Origin of the sequence: Streptomyces herbicida (genome assembly GCF_032656585.1) — a bacterium.
Taxonomy (GTDB): Bacteria; Actinomycetota; Actinomycetes; order Streptomycetales; family Streptomycetaceae; genus Streptomyces; species Streptomyces herbicida.
Map to the genome: position 1 here is coordinate 508,251 of NZ_JAUYWJ010000002.1, position 13,450 is coordinate 521,700.

The 13,450-nt window shown below is 70.8% G+C and carries 11 protein-coding genes; 4 read left to right on the top strand and 7 right to left on the bottom strand.

Going from position 1 to position 13,450, the window contains the following annotated elements; genetic code table 11:
- Positions 1–90: 90 nt before the first annotated feature.
- Entirely contained in the window at positions 91–663 is a 573-nt protein-coding gene (gene thpR / locus Q8A52_RS06060) for an RNA 2',3'-cyclic phosphodiesterase (RefSeq protein WP_316749603.1), read from the bottom strand.
- A 38-nt stretch (positions 664–701) separates the two neighbouring features.
- Between thpR and Q8A52_RS06065 the strand changes: the two genes are divergently transcribed.
- Entirely contained in the window at positions 702–1,217 is a 516-nt protein-coding gene (locus Q8A52_RS06065; protein ID WP_316749605.1) for a GNAT family N-acetyltransferase, read from the top strand.
- Positions 1,218–1,239: 22 nt separating this feature from the next.
- On the opposite strand, the gene Q8A52_RS06070 is transcribed toward Q8A52_RS06065, so the two are convergent.
- Positions 1,240–2,586, bottom strand: a complete 1,347-nt coding sequence (locus Q8A52_RS06070) for an MFS transporter (RefSeq protein ID WP_316749608.1) — start codon at positions 2,584–2,586, stop codon at positions 1,240–1,242.
- A 54-nt stretch (positions 2,587–2,640) separates the two neighbouring features.
- Entirely contained in the window at positions 2,641–3,078 is a 438-nt protein-coding gene (locus tag Q8A52_RS06075) for a MarR family winged helix-turn-helix transcriptional regulator (protein WP_316749611.1), read from the bottom strand.
- 155 nt (positions 3,079–3,233) lie between these two features.
- On the opposite strand from Q8A52_RS06075, the gene Q8A52_RS06080 reads away from it, so the two are divergent.
- Entirely contained in the window at positions 3,234–3,416 is a 183-nt protein-coding gene (locus tag Q8A52_RS06080; RefSeq protein WP_316749613.1) for a ribbon-helix-helix protein, CopG family, read from the top strand.
- Between the two features lie 7 nt (positions 3,417–3,423).
- On the opposite strand, the gene Q8A52_RS06085 is transcribed toward Q8A52_RS06080, so the two are convergent.
- The gene (locus tag Q8A52_RS06085) at positions 3,424–4,875 is read right to left on the bottom strand and encodes an NCS2 family permease (protein ID WP_316749615.1); all 1,452 of its coding nucleotides are present in this window, start codon (positions 4,873–4,875) and stop codon (positions 3,424–3,426) included.
- Between the two features lie 183 nt (positions 4,876–5,058).
- Here Q8A52_RS06085 and Q8A52_RS06090 point away from each other — a divergent pair, with 183 nt between their 5' ends.
- Both Q8A52_RS06090 and Q8A52_RS06095 read left to right on the top strand, forming a co-directional pair.
- Positions 5,059–5,325, top strand: a complete 267-nt coding sequence (locus Q8A52_RS06090) for a DUF2530 domain-containing protein (RefSeq protein ID WP_316749617.1) — start codon at positions 5,059–5,061, stop codon at positions 5,323–5,325.
- A gap of 95 nt (positions 5,326–5,420) precedes the next feature.
- Positions 5,421–7,820 carry an HAD-IC family P-type ATPase gene (locus tag Q8A52_RS06095; RefSeq protein WP_316749619.1) on the top strand — a complete coding sequence of 800 codons (2,400 nt, stop codon included), beginning with the start codon at positions 5,421–5,423 and terminating at the stop codon, positions 7,818–7,820.
- Positions 7,821–7,950: 130 nt separating this feature from the next.
- On the opposite strand, the gene Q8A52_RS06100 is transcribed toward Q8A52_RS06095, so the two are convergent.
- The 3 genes from Q8A52_RS06100 to Q8A52_RS06110 all read right to left on the bottom strand — a co-directional run bounded on the left by Q8A52_RS06100 (position 7,951) and on the right by Q8A52_RS06110 (position 13,201).
- A complete protein-coding gene (locus Q8A52_RS06100) occupies positions 7,951–8,733 on the bottom strand; it encodes a hypothetical protein (RefSeq protein WP_316749621.1) in 783 nt (260 codons plus the stop codon).
- 206 nt (positions 8,734–8,939) lie between these two features.
- Positions 8,940–9,875, bottom strand: coding sequence for a hypothetical protein (locus tag Q8A52_RS06105; RefSeq protein ID WP_316749622.1), 936 nt, complete (start codon positions 9,873–9,875; stop codon positions 8,940–8,942).
- A 194-nt stretch (positions 9,876–10,069) separates the two neighbouring features.
- Positions 10,070–13,201 carry a sacsin N-terminal ATP-binding-like domain-containing protein gene (locus Q8A52_RS06110; RefSeq protein ID WP_316749624.1) on the bottom strand — a complete coding sequence of 1,044 codons (3,132 nt, stop codon included), beginning with the start codon at positions 13,199–13,201 and terminating at the stop codon, positions 10,070–10,072.
- Positions 13,202–13,450: the final 249 nt, after the last annotated feature.

Genomic DNA, 13,450 nt, shown 5'->3' on the forward strand with positions numbered 1-13,450 from the left:
ACCGCCGCCGCCAGCGCCACCACCACGAACATCAGTACAAGCGCACCGGCCATGATCCGGTTCCGGGTTTTCGGGTCCACGCACTCGAGCCTAACCGGCCCCGCCGAGTGGCCAGCGGGCGACCGCCTCGTACCGGGGCTGCTCCCCGGGCGCACCGGACCTGGGCAGGTTGCTGCGCACGAGGGCCAGGTCGGCCACGGTCCAGGTGCGGCTGGCGAAGTCGCGGAGGCTCTCGACGTACGGCCGTACGTCCACCGAGTCCCGGCTGCGCGCCACCGTCAGATGGGCCTTGTAGCGGCGGTGCTCCCCCATCGGCACGCCCGCCCTGCGCGCCGCGGCCTCCGCCCGGTCGGCCAGCAGCCCCAGCGTCTCCAGGTCGCCCTCTGCTCCGGCCCACAGGGCCCGTCCGTGCCCGAACTGGCCGCCGCCCGAGATGGCGAGGGGGAAGGGCGCGGTGCGGTGGGCCGCGCGCTCCAGCCGGTCCGACAGGTCCGGTACGAGTTCGTCGTCGACCTCGCCGTAGAAGGCGAGCGTGTAGTGCCAGCCGGGTCGGCCGGTCCAGCGCAGCCCGTCGGCGCCGGGCAGGTGGCGCAGTACGTCCACCTCCGCGGCGAGTTCGTTCATCACGTCCTCCGGGGGCAGTACGGCGGCGAAAAGTCTCATGCGGTCACCCTCCCAGACGGGGCGGGCATGATGGGTTCATGGTGATCGACATTCGAGAAGGCAGCCTCGACGACGTTCCGCTGATCCTCGGCATGTTCGACAGTTCCGTGGCCTGGCTGGTCGCCCAGGGAAGGACCCGGCAGTGGGGCGTCGAGCCCTTGTCGGAGAACCCGCGCGCGGTGGCCATGATCGAGCGGACCGTCGGCGAGGGCTCCCCGTACATAGCCGAGGTGGACGGCGTCCCGGCCGCCACCCTCACCCTCACCGGCTCGCCCGGCCCGTATCTGGCGCCCGCCGACGAGCCCGAGCGCTACATTCACATCCTCGCCTCCGACCGCCGCTTCAAGGGCCAGGGCGTCGGCGCCGCACTCCTCACCCACGCAGCCGAGGAAACCCGCCGAGCCGGGATCTCCCTCCTGCGCGTGGACTGCTACGCGGGCGACGACGGCAAGCTGGTCGCCTACTACGAGAACAACGGCTTCACCCGAACCGAGGCCTTCACTTTCGGTGAGGACAAGTGGCCGGGGCAGGTCCTGGCCCGGCGGGTCCTGTAGGCCGTCCTCGGGGCAGGGCAGCTCATGCCGCGGCCGCCAGTTCCTGCTCGCGGGGCACGAACCGCACCCTCGGGTGGCCGTGGTTCCAGCCCACCGTCAGGCGCAGGCCGCCGACGCGGGCGAGGATCAGGCCGACCGTGACGGCCGCGGCTGCCGCGATGGCGCCGCCGAGGGCGAAGCCGACACGGGGGCCGTAGGTGTCGGTGATCCAGCCGACGACCGGTGCGCCCAGGGGCGTACCGCCCATGAAGACCATCATGAACAGGGCCATCACCCGGCCGCGCATGGCCGGGTCGGTGCCCATCTGGACCGCGGTGTTCGCGGTGACGTTGACCGTCAGGCCGAAGATGCCGATCGGGATCATGAGCAGCGCGAAGAGCCAGTACGAGGGCGCCAGCGCGGCCACGATCTCCAGGGTGCCGAAGGCCGCCGCGGCCGCGATCAGGATGCGGAGCCGGGCCGTGCCGCGGCGGGCGGCGAGCAGGGCCCCGACCAGGGAGCCGACCGCCATCAGGGTGTTGAAGAGGCTGTAGGCACCGGCGCCGGCGTGGAAGACGTCGTCGGCGTAGGCCGACAGCCACACCGGGAAGTTGAAGCCGAAGGTGCCGATGAAGCCGACCAGGACGATCGGCCAGATCAGCTCGGGGCGGCCGGCGACATAGCGCAGACCCTCCCGCAGCTGGCCCTTGCCACGTGGGGCGCGCTCGACCGCATGCAGCTCACGCGCTCGCATCAGCAGCAGTCCGGCGATGGGGGCGACGAAGGACAGGCCGTTGAGGAGGAAGGCCCAGCCCGTGCCCACGCCGGTGATCAGCAGGCCGGCGACGGCGGGCCCGACAAGGCGGGCGGACTGGAAGTTCGCGGAGTTCAGGCTGACCGCGTTCTGCAGCTGCTCCGGGCCGACCATCTCGGAGACGAAGGACTGGCGCGCCGGGTTGTCGACGACCGTGGCGAGGCCGACGGCGAAGGCGGCGAGGTAGACGTGCCAGACCTGGACGTGTCCGGTCAGGGTCAGCGCGGCGAGCGCGAGGCCCGTGACCGCCATGGACGTCTGGGTGACGAGCAGCGTGGGGCGCTTGGGCAGGCGGTCGACGAGGACGCCGCCGTAAAGGCCGAACAACAGCATCGGCAGGAACTGCAGGGCCGTCGTGATGCCGACGGCCGCAGAGGAGCCGGTGAGGCTGAGCACCAGCCAGTCCTGGGCGATGCGCTGCATCCAGGTGCCGGTGTTGGAGACGACCTGGCCGATGAAGAAGAGTCGGTAGTTCCGGATCCTCAGCGAGCTGAACATCGAGGATCTGCGGGTGCGGCCAGGGGTGGTGGGAGTGGTCGGTGCGGGGGCGGAAGCTGCTCCGGATCCCGTACTCAAAGTGGGTTCGCCTCCTTCTTCGATTGCTCCTTCGCCCCGGGGCGCCGGAGCCGGTTACAGGTGCGCGAGCTTCTCCAGCACGGGGGCGGCGGCGCGGAGTTTCGCCCACTCGTCCTCGTCGAGGCCCTCGACCAGGCCGGCCAGGAACGCGTTGCGCTTGCGGCGGCTCTCCTCGAGCATCGCCTCGGCCTGTTCGGTCCTGGTGACGACCTTCTGGCGTCTGTCCTCCGGGTGCGGCTCAAGACGGACCAGGCCCTTGGCCTCGAGCAGCGCCACGATGCGGGTCATCGAGGGCGGCTGGACGTGCTCCTTGCGGGCGAGTTCGCCCGGTGTGGCCTGGCCGCAGTTGGACAGGGTGCCGAGCACCGACATCTCGGTGGGGCTCAGCGACTCGTCGACCCGCTGGTGCTTGAGCCGACGGGACAACCGCATCACGGCGGAGCGCAGGGAGTTCACGGCGGCAGCGTCGTCGCCATGGGTAAGGTCCGGCATGTTCTTTAGAGTAACTCATTACTCTCGCTAAAGACCACCGGCGACACGCCCGGATGCCCGTGACCCTGGCCACTGAACCCTCTCATCACCCGTACGAGTGAGTCGAGCGCGGAAAGTGACGCGCCGGACGACCTGATGTGGCGACCCTCATCTGCATGGGGACCACAGTGCTCAGCCTGCGGATGGACCGGGAACTGCTCGACCGGCTCCGGCACCATGCGGCGAAAAGAGGAATGAGCGTCCAGGACTATGTGGTCCGGACGCTCATTCGGGACGACTTCGACGAGCGGTTCCAGGCCGCCGTCGAGGAGACGGAGAAGTTCTACGGGGTCACCTGAGCGCGGCTCACGTGAGGCCGAGGGCGGGCATCAGGTAGTAGAAGGTGAACACGGCGGCGACGACGTACATCGGGGCCGGGATCTCGCGGGCGCGCCCGACCACGAGCCGCATCAGCACGAAGGTGATGAAGCCCATGCCGATGCCGTTCGTGATCGAGTAGGTGAACGGCATCATCACCATCGTGATGAAGGCCGGGACCGCGATGGTGTAGTCGGCCCAGTCGATCTCCTTGACCGAGCCGGCCAGGATCAGGAAGCCGACCGCGAGCAGCGCCGGGGTGGCGGCCTGGGACGGGACCATCGTGGCGACGGGGGTCAGGAACAGGGCGACGGCGAACAGCGAGCCGGTGACGACGTTGGCGAAACCGGTGCGGGCGCCCTCGCCGACGCCGGCCGTGGACTCCACGAAGGCGGTGGTGGCCGAGGAGGAGGTGGCGCCGCCCGCCGCGACCGCGAGACCGTCGATGAAGAGCACCTTGTTGATGCCGGGCATCTCGCCCTTGGCGTCGGTCAGCTTGGCCTCGTCGCTGACGCCCATGATCGTGCCCATGGCGTCGAAGAAACAGGACAGCAGGACGGTGAAGACGAAGAGGACGCCCGTCAGGACACCGACCTTGCCGAAGCCGCCGAAGAGGCTGACCTGCCCGACGAGCCCGAAGTCGGGGGTGGAGACGGGGTTGCCCGGCCACTTCGGGGTGGTGAGGCCCCAGGAGGGCACATGGGCGACGGCTTCGATGATCAGCGCGAGCACCGTCATGGTGACGATCGAGATGAGGATCGCGCCGGGGATCTTCCGCACGATGAGCGCGAGCGTGAGCAGCGCGCCGAGGATGAAGACCAGAACCGGCCAGCCGTTGAGGTGACCGTCGGCGCCGAGCTGGAGCGGGACGGTGGTGTGGGCGGCGTCCGGGATGCGGCTGACGAAGCCGGAGTCGACGAGGCCGATCAGCATGATGAACAGGCCGATACCGATGGAGATGGCCTTGCGCAGCCCGTAGGGCACGGCGTTCATGACGCGCTCGCGCAGCCCCGTGGCGACGAGCAGCATCACCACGAAACCGGCCAGGACCACCATGCCCATGGCGTCGGGCCAGGACATGCGCGGCGCGAGCTGCAGGGCGACCACGGAGTTCACCCCGAGACCGGCGGCGAGCGCGATCGGCACGTTGCCGACGACGCCCATCAGCAGGGTCGTGAAGGCGGCGGTGAGGGCGGTGGCCGTGACCAGCTGCCCGTTGTTGAGCTGGTGCCCGTAGATGTCCTTCGCGCTGCTGAGGATGATCGGGTTCAGCACGATGATGTAGGCCATCGCGAAGAACGTGGCGAAGCCGCCGCGGACCTCGCGCGACAGGGTGCTGCCCCGCTCGGAGATCTTGAAGAAGCGGTCGAGTGCGCCGTAGGACGGCATGCTCCCCGGCTGTTCGGGGGCGGGAACCTTGGCGGGTGCCGAGGTGGACATGCGGGACCTCATCACCAAAGGGACTCCCCCAAGGACCCTTTGGACTTTCATACGAGCAGAAACGGCCAGAGACAAACGGTTTCAGTATGAACGCATAAGAACGAGATCGCTATCTCCGCGCGTAGACCTCGGGCGGCCAGGTCGCCTCACGAGCCGCCGCCGGTCGCCTCGTAAGCTGTGCGCATGACGAAGTGGACCCCCAAGCACGAGGCACCGGAGCCCCTGGAAGGCCCCGTGGTCGCCACCATCACCGGCGGCACGATCGTCTGGTTCGTCCTCTTCCTCGTCCAGCTGCCGTTCTACGGCTGGTTCGACGACCATGGCCACACCTGGTGGCTGTGGACCTGCCTGGCCGGCGGCGGCCTGGGCCTGATCGGCATCTGGTACGTCCGCAAGCGGGACGCGGCGATCAAGAGGGCGGCGGCGCTCAGCGAGGCAACGGCCAAGTAGGCCGTACGACCAGCGCACGAATCCCCTCCTCCCCAGGTCGGATCTTCCCGTCACTCGGCAGGTGAAGCCGTAGATCCGCACGTACCGTCGAATGCATGACGCACACCGACGCGGGAGCGGAGCTGGACCCTGTGCACCCGGTGCCGGCCGCGTCGGTGCCTCCGTCGACCGGGCTGACGTCTGCCGAGGTCGCGGAGCGGGTCGCCCGCGGTCAGGTGAACGACGTCCCGGTCCGCAGCAGCCGCACGCTCTCCGAAATCGTCCGCGCGAACGTCTTCACCCGCTTCAACGCGATCATCGGCGTCCTGTGGCTGATCATGCTGTTCGTCGCCCCGATCCAGGACAGCCTCTTCGGCTTCGTGATCCTCGCCAACACCGGTATCGGCATCGTTCAGGAGTGGCGGGCGAAGCAGACCCTCGACTCGCTGGCCGTGATCGGCGAGGCCCGGCCCACCGTCCGGCGTGACGGCATCACGACCGAGGTCAGCACCTCGGGACTCGTTCTCGACGACCTCATAGAGATAGGCCCCGGCGACAAGATCGTCGTCGACGGCGTGTGCGCCGAGGCCGACGGGCTGGAGATCGACGAGTCCCTCCTCACCGGCGAGGCCGATCCCGTCGTCAAACACCCCGGCGCCGAGGTCAGGTCCGGCAGCTTCGTCGTCGCGGGCGGTGGCGCCTTCAAGGCCACCAGGGTCGGCCGGGAGGCGTACGCCGCCCAGCTCGCCGAGGAGGCCTCCCGCTTCACGCTCGTCCACTCCGAGCTCCGCAGCGGCATCTCGACGATCCTGAAGTACGTCACCTGGATGATGATCCCGGCCGCCGTCGGCCTGGTCGTCACCCAGCTCTTCGTCAAGAACAACGGGCTCAAGGACGCCATCGCCCGCACCGTGGGCGGCATCGTCCCCATGGTCCCGGAGGGCCTCGTCCTCCTCACCTCCGTCGCCTTCGCGATCGGCGTCATCCGCCTCGGCCGACAGCAGTGCCTGGTCCAGGAGCTCCCCGCCATCGAGGGCCTCGCCCGCGTCGACACCGTCTGCCTGGACAAGACGGGCACGCTGACCGAGGGCGGGATGGACGTCACCGAGCTGCGCATGCTGGGCGACAGCGACCAGACGTATGTGCGCAGGGTCCTCGGGGCGCTCGGCGAGTCGGACCCCCGGCCCAACGCCTCCCTCCAGGCCGTCATCGACGCCTACCCGGACAGCGACGAGTGGCGCTGCGTCGAGTCGCTGCCCTTCTCCTCCGCCCGCAAGTACAGCGGTGCCACCTTCAGCGAGGGCAACGGGGAGACCAGCACCTGGCTCCTCGGCGCCCCCGACGTGCTCCTCGCCGACGGCGACCCGGCCCTGGCCGAAACCGAACGGCTCAACCAGGAGGGGCTGCGGATCCTGCTGCTCGCCCGCGTCACCCGGGACCTCGACGACACCGACGTCGCCAGGGGCGCAAGGCCCACCGCCCTCGTCGTACTGGAGCAGCGGCTGCGCCCCGACGCCGCCGACACCCTGAGCTACTTCGCCGACCAGAACGTCCGCGCCAAGGTCATCTCCGGCGACAACGCGGTGTCCGTCGGCGCGGTCGCGGCCAAGCTCGGGCTCAGCGGTACGACGGTGGACGCTCGCCGGCTGCCCGAGGAGCGGGCGGACATGGCGACCGCCCTCGACGAGGGCACCGTGTTCGGCCGCGTCACCCCGCAGCAGAAGCGGGACATGGTCGGCGCGCTCCAGTCGCGCGGGCGCACGGTCGCGATGACCGGCGACGGCGTGAACGATGTGCTGGCCCTGAAGGACGCCGACATCGGCGTGTCCATGGGGTCGGGTTCCGAGGCCACCCGCGCGGTCGCGCAGATCGTGCTGCTCAACAACAGCTTCGCCACGCTGCCCTCGGTGGTCGCGGAGGGCCGGCGGGTCATCGGCAACATCACGCGGGTGGCCACGCTCTTCCTGGTGAAGACCGTCTACTCGGTGCTGCTGGCCCTGCTGGTGGTGTGCTGGCAGGTGGAGTACCCCTTCCTGCCGCGGCACCTGACCCTGCTGTCCACCCTCACCATCGGCATCCCCGCGTTCTTCCTCGCCCTCGCGCCGAACAAGGAACGCGCACGGCCCCATTTCGTACGGCGGGTGATGCGGTACTCGATCCCGGGCGGTGTGGTGGCCGGGGTGGCGACCTTCGTGACGTATCTGATCGCCCGGCACTACTACACGGGCGCCGGCTCGCTGGACGCCGAGACCAGCGCGGCCACGCTCACGCTCTTCCTGATCTCGATGTGGGTCCTGGCGATCATCGCCCGCCCCTACACCTGGTGGCGGGTGCTCCTGGTGGCCTCGATGGGCGTGGCGTTCCTGTTCGTGCTCGTCGTGCCCTCGCTGCAGAGCTTCTTCGCGCTGAAGCTGGTCGGTGTCGCGATGCCGTGGACGGCGGTGGCCATCTCCGTGGTCGCGGCGGTCGCCCTGGAATTCCTGTGGAAGTGGGTCGACCGCCGCTTTCCCGCTTAGCGCTCGGCTTTGGCCGGGGAAGGGGTGGGCTGGGCCGCGGGGAACTGCGGGTCCCTTGTGGCTGGTCGCGCCCGCGCGGCGGAGCCGCAGATCGATACCGCCCCGCGCCCCTTTCGGGGGGCGTATCCGCCTACTGCACGTCTATGAAGTCCGCCGCGGAGTTGATCGCCGACGTGGTCGCGGTGCCCGCGAAGCTGTAGCGGTAGTAGCCGTCCGCGGACGCCGTCACCGTGGTCTTCAGGGCTCCCGTCGACGAGCTCTTGATCGTCTTGACGGTCGTGTAGGTGCTGGAGCCGTTCTTGCGGAACTGCAGCTTCACCGGCTGGGTCACGTAGGCCGTGTACTTGCCGGTCTCCCAGTTGGCCCGGGTCAGCTTGCCGGTGACCGTGATGGTCTTGCCCTTCTTCACCGGCTCCGGCGTCGCGTCGGCGGTGAGCTTGGCGGCGCGGCGGACCGGGAGGGTGCCCAGGTCGCTCTGCCACTTCTCGGCGTGGGAGCTGGAGTCGATGGCGACACCGCCCTTCTTCCACGTACCGGCGTCGGAGTTGTACAGCTCGGCGGCGGGGATGGTGATCGTCGCCGAACAGTGCAGGGTGGTGGAGGAGACCGTGGTGCAGGTTCCCGGCTGGTCGCTGCCGACCAGCGTGTCGGCGTCCTTCGCCGTGGTGCCGCGGTACAGCAGCGGGCCGCTCTTCACGTTGGCGACGCTCACGCTGGAGGGGTGCGTCAGGGTGTAGGTCGCCTTGACCTTGACCGTGGAGGTGGCGCCGACGGTGATGGCCTTGCCGCTGTTGACCTGCACATCGGAGAAGGTGACGTCGAGCGCCGTCCCTGCGGCGTGCGCGGCCGGCACGGCGAAGGCGGAGAGGGCCAGGGCGCCGGAGACGGCGGCCACGGTGGCACGTATGCGCATTGCGTTCCCCTGGAGGGAGAAGTGATCGTGGAGTCGGTTGACTCACGCGATCAGATCCGTGAGGGGTGTGCCGGGTTGTACGGCAAGAGCGCTTCCCGGCCAGATTTTGGCCGCGTATTGCCAGCTCATGGGACAAGTGAGAGACAACGTTCCGGCCCCGGAAACGGCAGGCGTCCAGGGCCGGAACTCAGTTCCTACCGCACGGCTTACTGCACGTCGACGTAGTCACCCGTGGCGTTGACCGCCGGGGTGGTCGCGGTGCCCGCGAAGGAGTAGCGGTAGTAGCCGTCGACCGACGCGGTGGTCGTGGTCTTCAGGCTGCCGGTCGAGTCCGTCTTGACGGTCTTCAGCGTGGTGTAGGTGCTGGAGCCCTTCTTGCGGAACTGCAGCTTCACCGGCTGGGTCACATAGCCCGTGTACTTGTGGCTGTCCCAGCTCGCGCGGGTCAGCTTGCCGGTGACGGTGATGGTCTTGCCCTTCTTCACCGGCTCCGGCGCGGCGTTGACCGTCAGCTTGGAGAAGCGCTGGAGCTTCACGCTGCCCAGACCGTCCTGGTAGGCGAAGCCGACCTTGGTCCAGTCGATGGTCTCGGACATCGGGTCCTGGCCGTTCCAGGCGAAGGCGTAGCCCTCGGCGGTCCAGGTGGCGGCGTCCGCGTTGGTCAGCTCGAGGTCCGGGTAGACGTCGATCGTGCCCTTGCAGTCGGCGGTGGTCGCCGAGGTGTCGGTGCAGGTCGGCGCCTTGTCGCCGAACAGCACGTTGCCGTCCTCCGGGTTGGTGGACGACTCGCGGTAGATGTCCACGTCCAGCTCGAAGTCGCTCGCGTGGATGTTGACGTCCGCGCCGTGCGTGACCTTGAAGGTCAGCGGGACGGAGACCTTGTTGCTGATGCCCGCGACGATCGGCTTGCCGTTGTTGACCTTCACGCCGGAGACGGTGAGGTCCAGCTGGTAGGGCACACCCTCGTCGGCGGTGGTGGCGGTGAACGCCGACTTGCCGGAGGCGGCCTGGTGCGCGGCCCTCGCGATCTTCACGAGGTCGGCGGGGCTGTGGGAAGAGCTGTCGGCCTGCGCGGCCGGCACAGCGAAAGCGGAGAGAGCCAGGGCGCCGGAGACGGCAGCCACGGTGGCACGGATGCGCATGCGTTCCCCTGCTTGGAGAAATGGGCCCCCGCGGCGGGTCGTTCCTCACGGCTCGTCGCCGCCGCGGTGCCCAAGTGATCATGGAGCCTGTTGACTCAGGTGATCAGATCCACGGTGGGTGGGGATGGTTGTACGGAAGTTGAATCTTTCATCGAAAAACTTCGCCCGCCCCTCGCGGAACCGGCGACCGACGCTCAGTCGAACCAGCGGTCCCGCGCCAGCTCCTCCGTACGGGACGGGTCCTCCAGCAGCGCCGCGACCTCGAAGCGCCGCGGCCACTGTCCGGCCGCCCAGGCCAGACCGGCGGCCACGCCCTCCAGGGTGGCGGCGTGCAGGACGCCGTCGCTGGTCAGCCGCCAGTCGATCTCCACACCGTCGACGACGAGCTCCTCGTGCTCGACATAGGTGCCCGGGGTGCGCGGGCCGAGCAGCACCCGTACCGACTCCGGCACGTCGTGCTCGGTGCCCTCGGAGTCCACGGACCCGGTGACGGACTCGCTCAGCCTCCGGACCTGGAACAGCTCGGCGAGCTCGGCGGCCCGGGACGGCCGTACGGGCAGCAGCGGCACGCCCTCGGTGAACGGCAGCAGATCGGGCGAGTCGACGACCACCGCGTCGGCCGCGTCCACCACCTCCACCCGCCCGTCGACGACCGCCCGCAGCTCGTCCGGCAGGGTCACCTGCTCGGGGTCCAGGTCCGCCAACGCGCTGTAGAGCCCGTGCAGTTGGGCGGGCGTGACCGGGCGCTCCGGGTCGGCGAGCCGGTCGAGCAGCTCGGCGGCACCGCCGGGCTCGTCGAGCAGCGCGGCGACGGAGGTGCGCACACCGAGGGCCCGCAGCACCTGCTCGTCCTCGAACCCGGTGGCGTCGGCCTCGTCGTACAGCCCGCGCAGCAGCGGGTCGCCGCCGGCCGCGAGCAGACCGGCGGGCCGGCGCCCGTCCAGGACCGGGTGCCCGCGCAGCCACCATGCCGTGTACGGCCGTACGACCTCGTGCGTGCCGTCCGCCAGCAGGATCCGCACCGGCTGGGTGAGCGCGTCGCGCAGCGGCGGGCGGGCGAGCAGGGCGAGGGCCTGCGGCCAGTGCTCGTCGTCGACGAGGTCGAGGTCGCGCACGGCGACGAGCTCGGTGGCCACCGGTGGCACCGGGCTGTCCGGGAAGCGGTCCAGGATGTCCTCGCACCACACGTCGACGGCGTCGAGCAGGCCGGCGTCGTCGGGCTCGGCGAAGTCCCCTTCCCTGGGCTCGAGTTCGTCCGGGTCCAGGACCACGTCCGTGGCGCGCACCAGGGCGAAGTCGGCGAGGACACCGCAGGCGGCCAGCGGGCTCTCGCCCCACTTCTCGGCCAAGTCGGCGTCCACGGCGGCCAGTTCGCCTTCGCGGATGACGCGCGCGAAGGGGCTGCCGGGGAAGACCAGCTCACCGGCGGGGGCGAGTTCGCCGTCCTCGTCGGGGAGGGCGAGGGCGCCCAGCCAGGGCTCGTCACCCGGCTCCAGGCCCGCGTCACGGACGAGGGCGAGGACGATGTCGGCCAGTTCCTCGGCGTCCGGGGCGTCCTCCTCCCAGCTCGCCCCGCCCTCGTCGTCCAGGGAGGCGGCGACGGCGGCACGCACCTGGGGCGTGGTGAGGACGGCCCGGGGGGTCGCGGGCAGGGCGCCGAGCTTCTCCAGGAGCGGATGGGCGGCGTCCGGGTGGGCGACCTTCAGCCCGAGCCGGGCGAGGACCTCGGGGTCGATGCGGGTGGCGTCCGGTGCGGGCAGCAGGACCTGGCGGGGGCCGATCGTGGTGCGCCCGTCGGCGAGCGGCACGGGCAGGCCGGAGAGCCGGTCCGGGTCGACCCCGGCGAGGCTGTCGTAGAGCCGGTGCCACCAGTCCGGGTCCTTCTCCAGCCCGGCCAGCCGGTCGACCGCGTCGGCCAGCGGCAGACGGGCGACGCCCAGCGTGCGCAGCTCGACGCGGCGTTCCAGGCCGGCGGGCAGGAGGGTGGGCAGGACCTCGGCCAGGACACGGACGGTGTCGCCGCCCGCGCCCTCGACGACCTCGGCGTCCCGGGGGCGCAGCGCCTCGGGGAGGTCCTCGGCATGCGGCTCGGGTTCGACGGCCGGCGGCAGGAAGGCGGTGCGCGGGAGGCGGTCGAGGATCGCCTGGCGCAGCGCGCCGTCGAGCTCGCCCTTGCCGAGGGGGCCGGGCACGAGGTCGATGATGCTCTCGGCCACCGGGCGCCATTCGGCGAGGAGTTCGGTGTACGCGTCCGCCGCGCGCTGCACCAGGAAGTCGGTCAGCGGGCCGGGGGCGGCGTGCCGACGGGTGGTGTCCAGCGGGAGGGAGGCGATGAGCAGGGCGGGCACGCCGAGGGGCTCGTCGCTCGGGGTGGGGGCGTGGACGACGGGGGTGGTGCGGGGGCGGACCGGGCTGCCGTAGGCGTCGACGGGTACGGCCCAGGTGACGGACCAGTGGGGGCGCAGGCGCTCCTCCAGCGGGCGGTCGGCGAGCAGGGCCGGGGTGAGCGGGCCGTGCGCGGCGGAGGTGCGCCAGTGGGTGACGCCGTCCCGCGAGTCCTCGACGATCGTGAAGGGGCCGTCGGTGCGGCGGGTGAGCGTGCGGGGGGCCTCGCCGTTGATCTCGACGACCACTTCCGTCAGGCCGGGGAGGGCCAGGAGGAGGGCGTCGTCGACCGCCTGCAGTAGCCGTTCGGCAAGGTCGGTGGCGGCCGTGTCGCGCAGCGGGAGGATGACGACCGTGTCGTACGGGTCGGGGGCGGTGCCCTCGGCGGCGAACGGGAGGCGCAGCAGGGGGACGTGCCCGTCGCGTCGGCGGATCTCGTCGCCCAGGCCGGGGCTGTGGCGGGCACTCTCGGCGGCATGTTCCCGGGCCTCGGCGAGGGACCAGCGGACACCGCCGTGCCGGCCCACGACCGCGGGCTCGTCGGTGACGGCGAGTACGGCGGCGAAGCCGACGCCGAAGCGGCCGACGGTGCCCTGGCCTTCGTGGGCCTCGCGCTTGGCGGAGGCACGCAGGGTGGCGAGCGACTCGACGCCGACCGCGTCCAGGGGGGCGCCGGTGTTGGCGGCGACCAGGACGCCGTCGCGGAGGGTGAGCCGGAGGCGGCCGGGTGTCTTCGCCCGGGCGGCGGCATCGGCGGCGTTCTGGGCGAGCTCCACGACGAGCCGGTCCCGGTAGCCGCCGAGGACCAGATCCTCCTCGGCGTTGGCGTCCTCGCGGAAGCGGGCCGGGCTGGTGGCCCAGGCGTCGAGAACACCGCGGCGCAGACGGGCGGTGCCGAAGGGGTCGGCGCCCTCGGCAGCGGGCCGCACGAACTTGCTCACGTTCACTCTCCTCATCGGCGTGACGATGCAAGGTACCGCGCCGCTGCCCATGGGGTTTCCGCCCCTGGACCCCGCCCGCCGCCCTGCTCACCCGTCCCGGTGGACCGAAACTCGCCCTCGAGAGGGATCACGAGCCGCTGCCGCCGGGGTTCAGCCCCTGCGCCCAACCTCCGACCGCTCCCCGTCTCAGCGGGCTGAGACAAGTCCGCGAGAGGGCCACGAGCCGCTGCCGCCGGAGCTCGGCCCCTG

Excerpts from the sequence above, each read along its gene's own strand:
- Q8A52_RS06100 (WP_316749621.1), bottom strand. The coding sequence starts at position 8,733 with ATGCGCATACGTGCCACCGTGGCCGCCGTCTCCGGCGCCCTGGCCCTC.
- Q8A52_RS06105 (WP_316749622.1), bottom strand. The coding sequence starts at position 9,875 with ATGCGCATCCGTGCCACCGTGGCTGCCGTCTCCGGCGCCCTGGCTCTC.
- Q8A52_RS06090 (WP_316749617.1), top strand. The coding sequence starts at position 5,059 with ATGACGAAGTGGACCCCCAAGCACGAGGCACCGGAGCCCCTGGAAGGC.
- Q8A52_RS06080 (WP_316749613.1), top strand. The coding sequence starts at position 3,234 with ATGGGGACCACAGTGCTCAGCCTGCGGATGGACCGGGAACTGCTCGAC.
- Q8A52_RS06095 (WP_316749619.1), top strand. The coding sequence starts at position 5,421 with ATGACGCACACCGACGCGGGAGCGGAGCTGGACCCTGTGCACCCGGTG.
- Q8A52_RS06075 (WP_316749611.1), bottom strand. The coding sequence starts at position 3,078 with ATGCCGGACCTTACCCATGGCGACGACGCTGCCGCCGTGAACTCCCTG.
- Q8A52_RS06085 (WP_316749615.1), bottom strand. The coding sequence starts at position 4,875 with ATGTCCACCTCGGCACCCGCCAAGGTTCCCGCCCCCGAACAGCCGGGG.
- Q8A52_RS06065 (WP_316749605.1), top strand. The coding sequence starts at position 702 with ATGGTGATCGACATTCGAGAAGGCAGCCTCGACGACGTTCCGCTGATC.
- thpR (WP_316749603.1), bottom strand. The coding sequence starts at position 663 with ATGAGACTTTTCGCCGCCGTACTGCCCCCGGAGGACGTGATGAACGAA.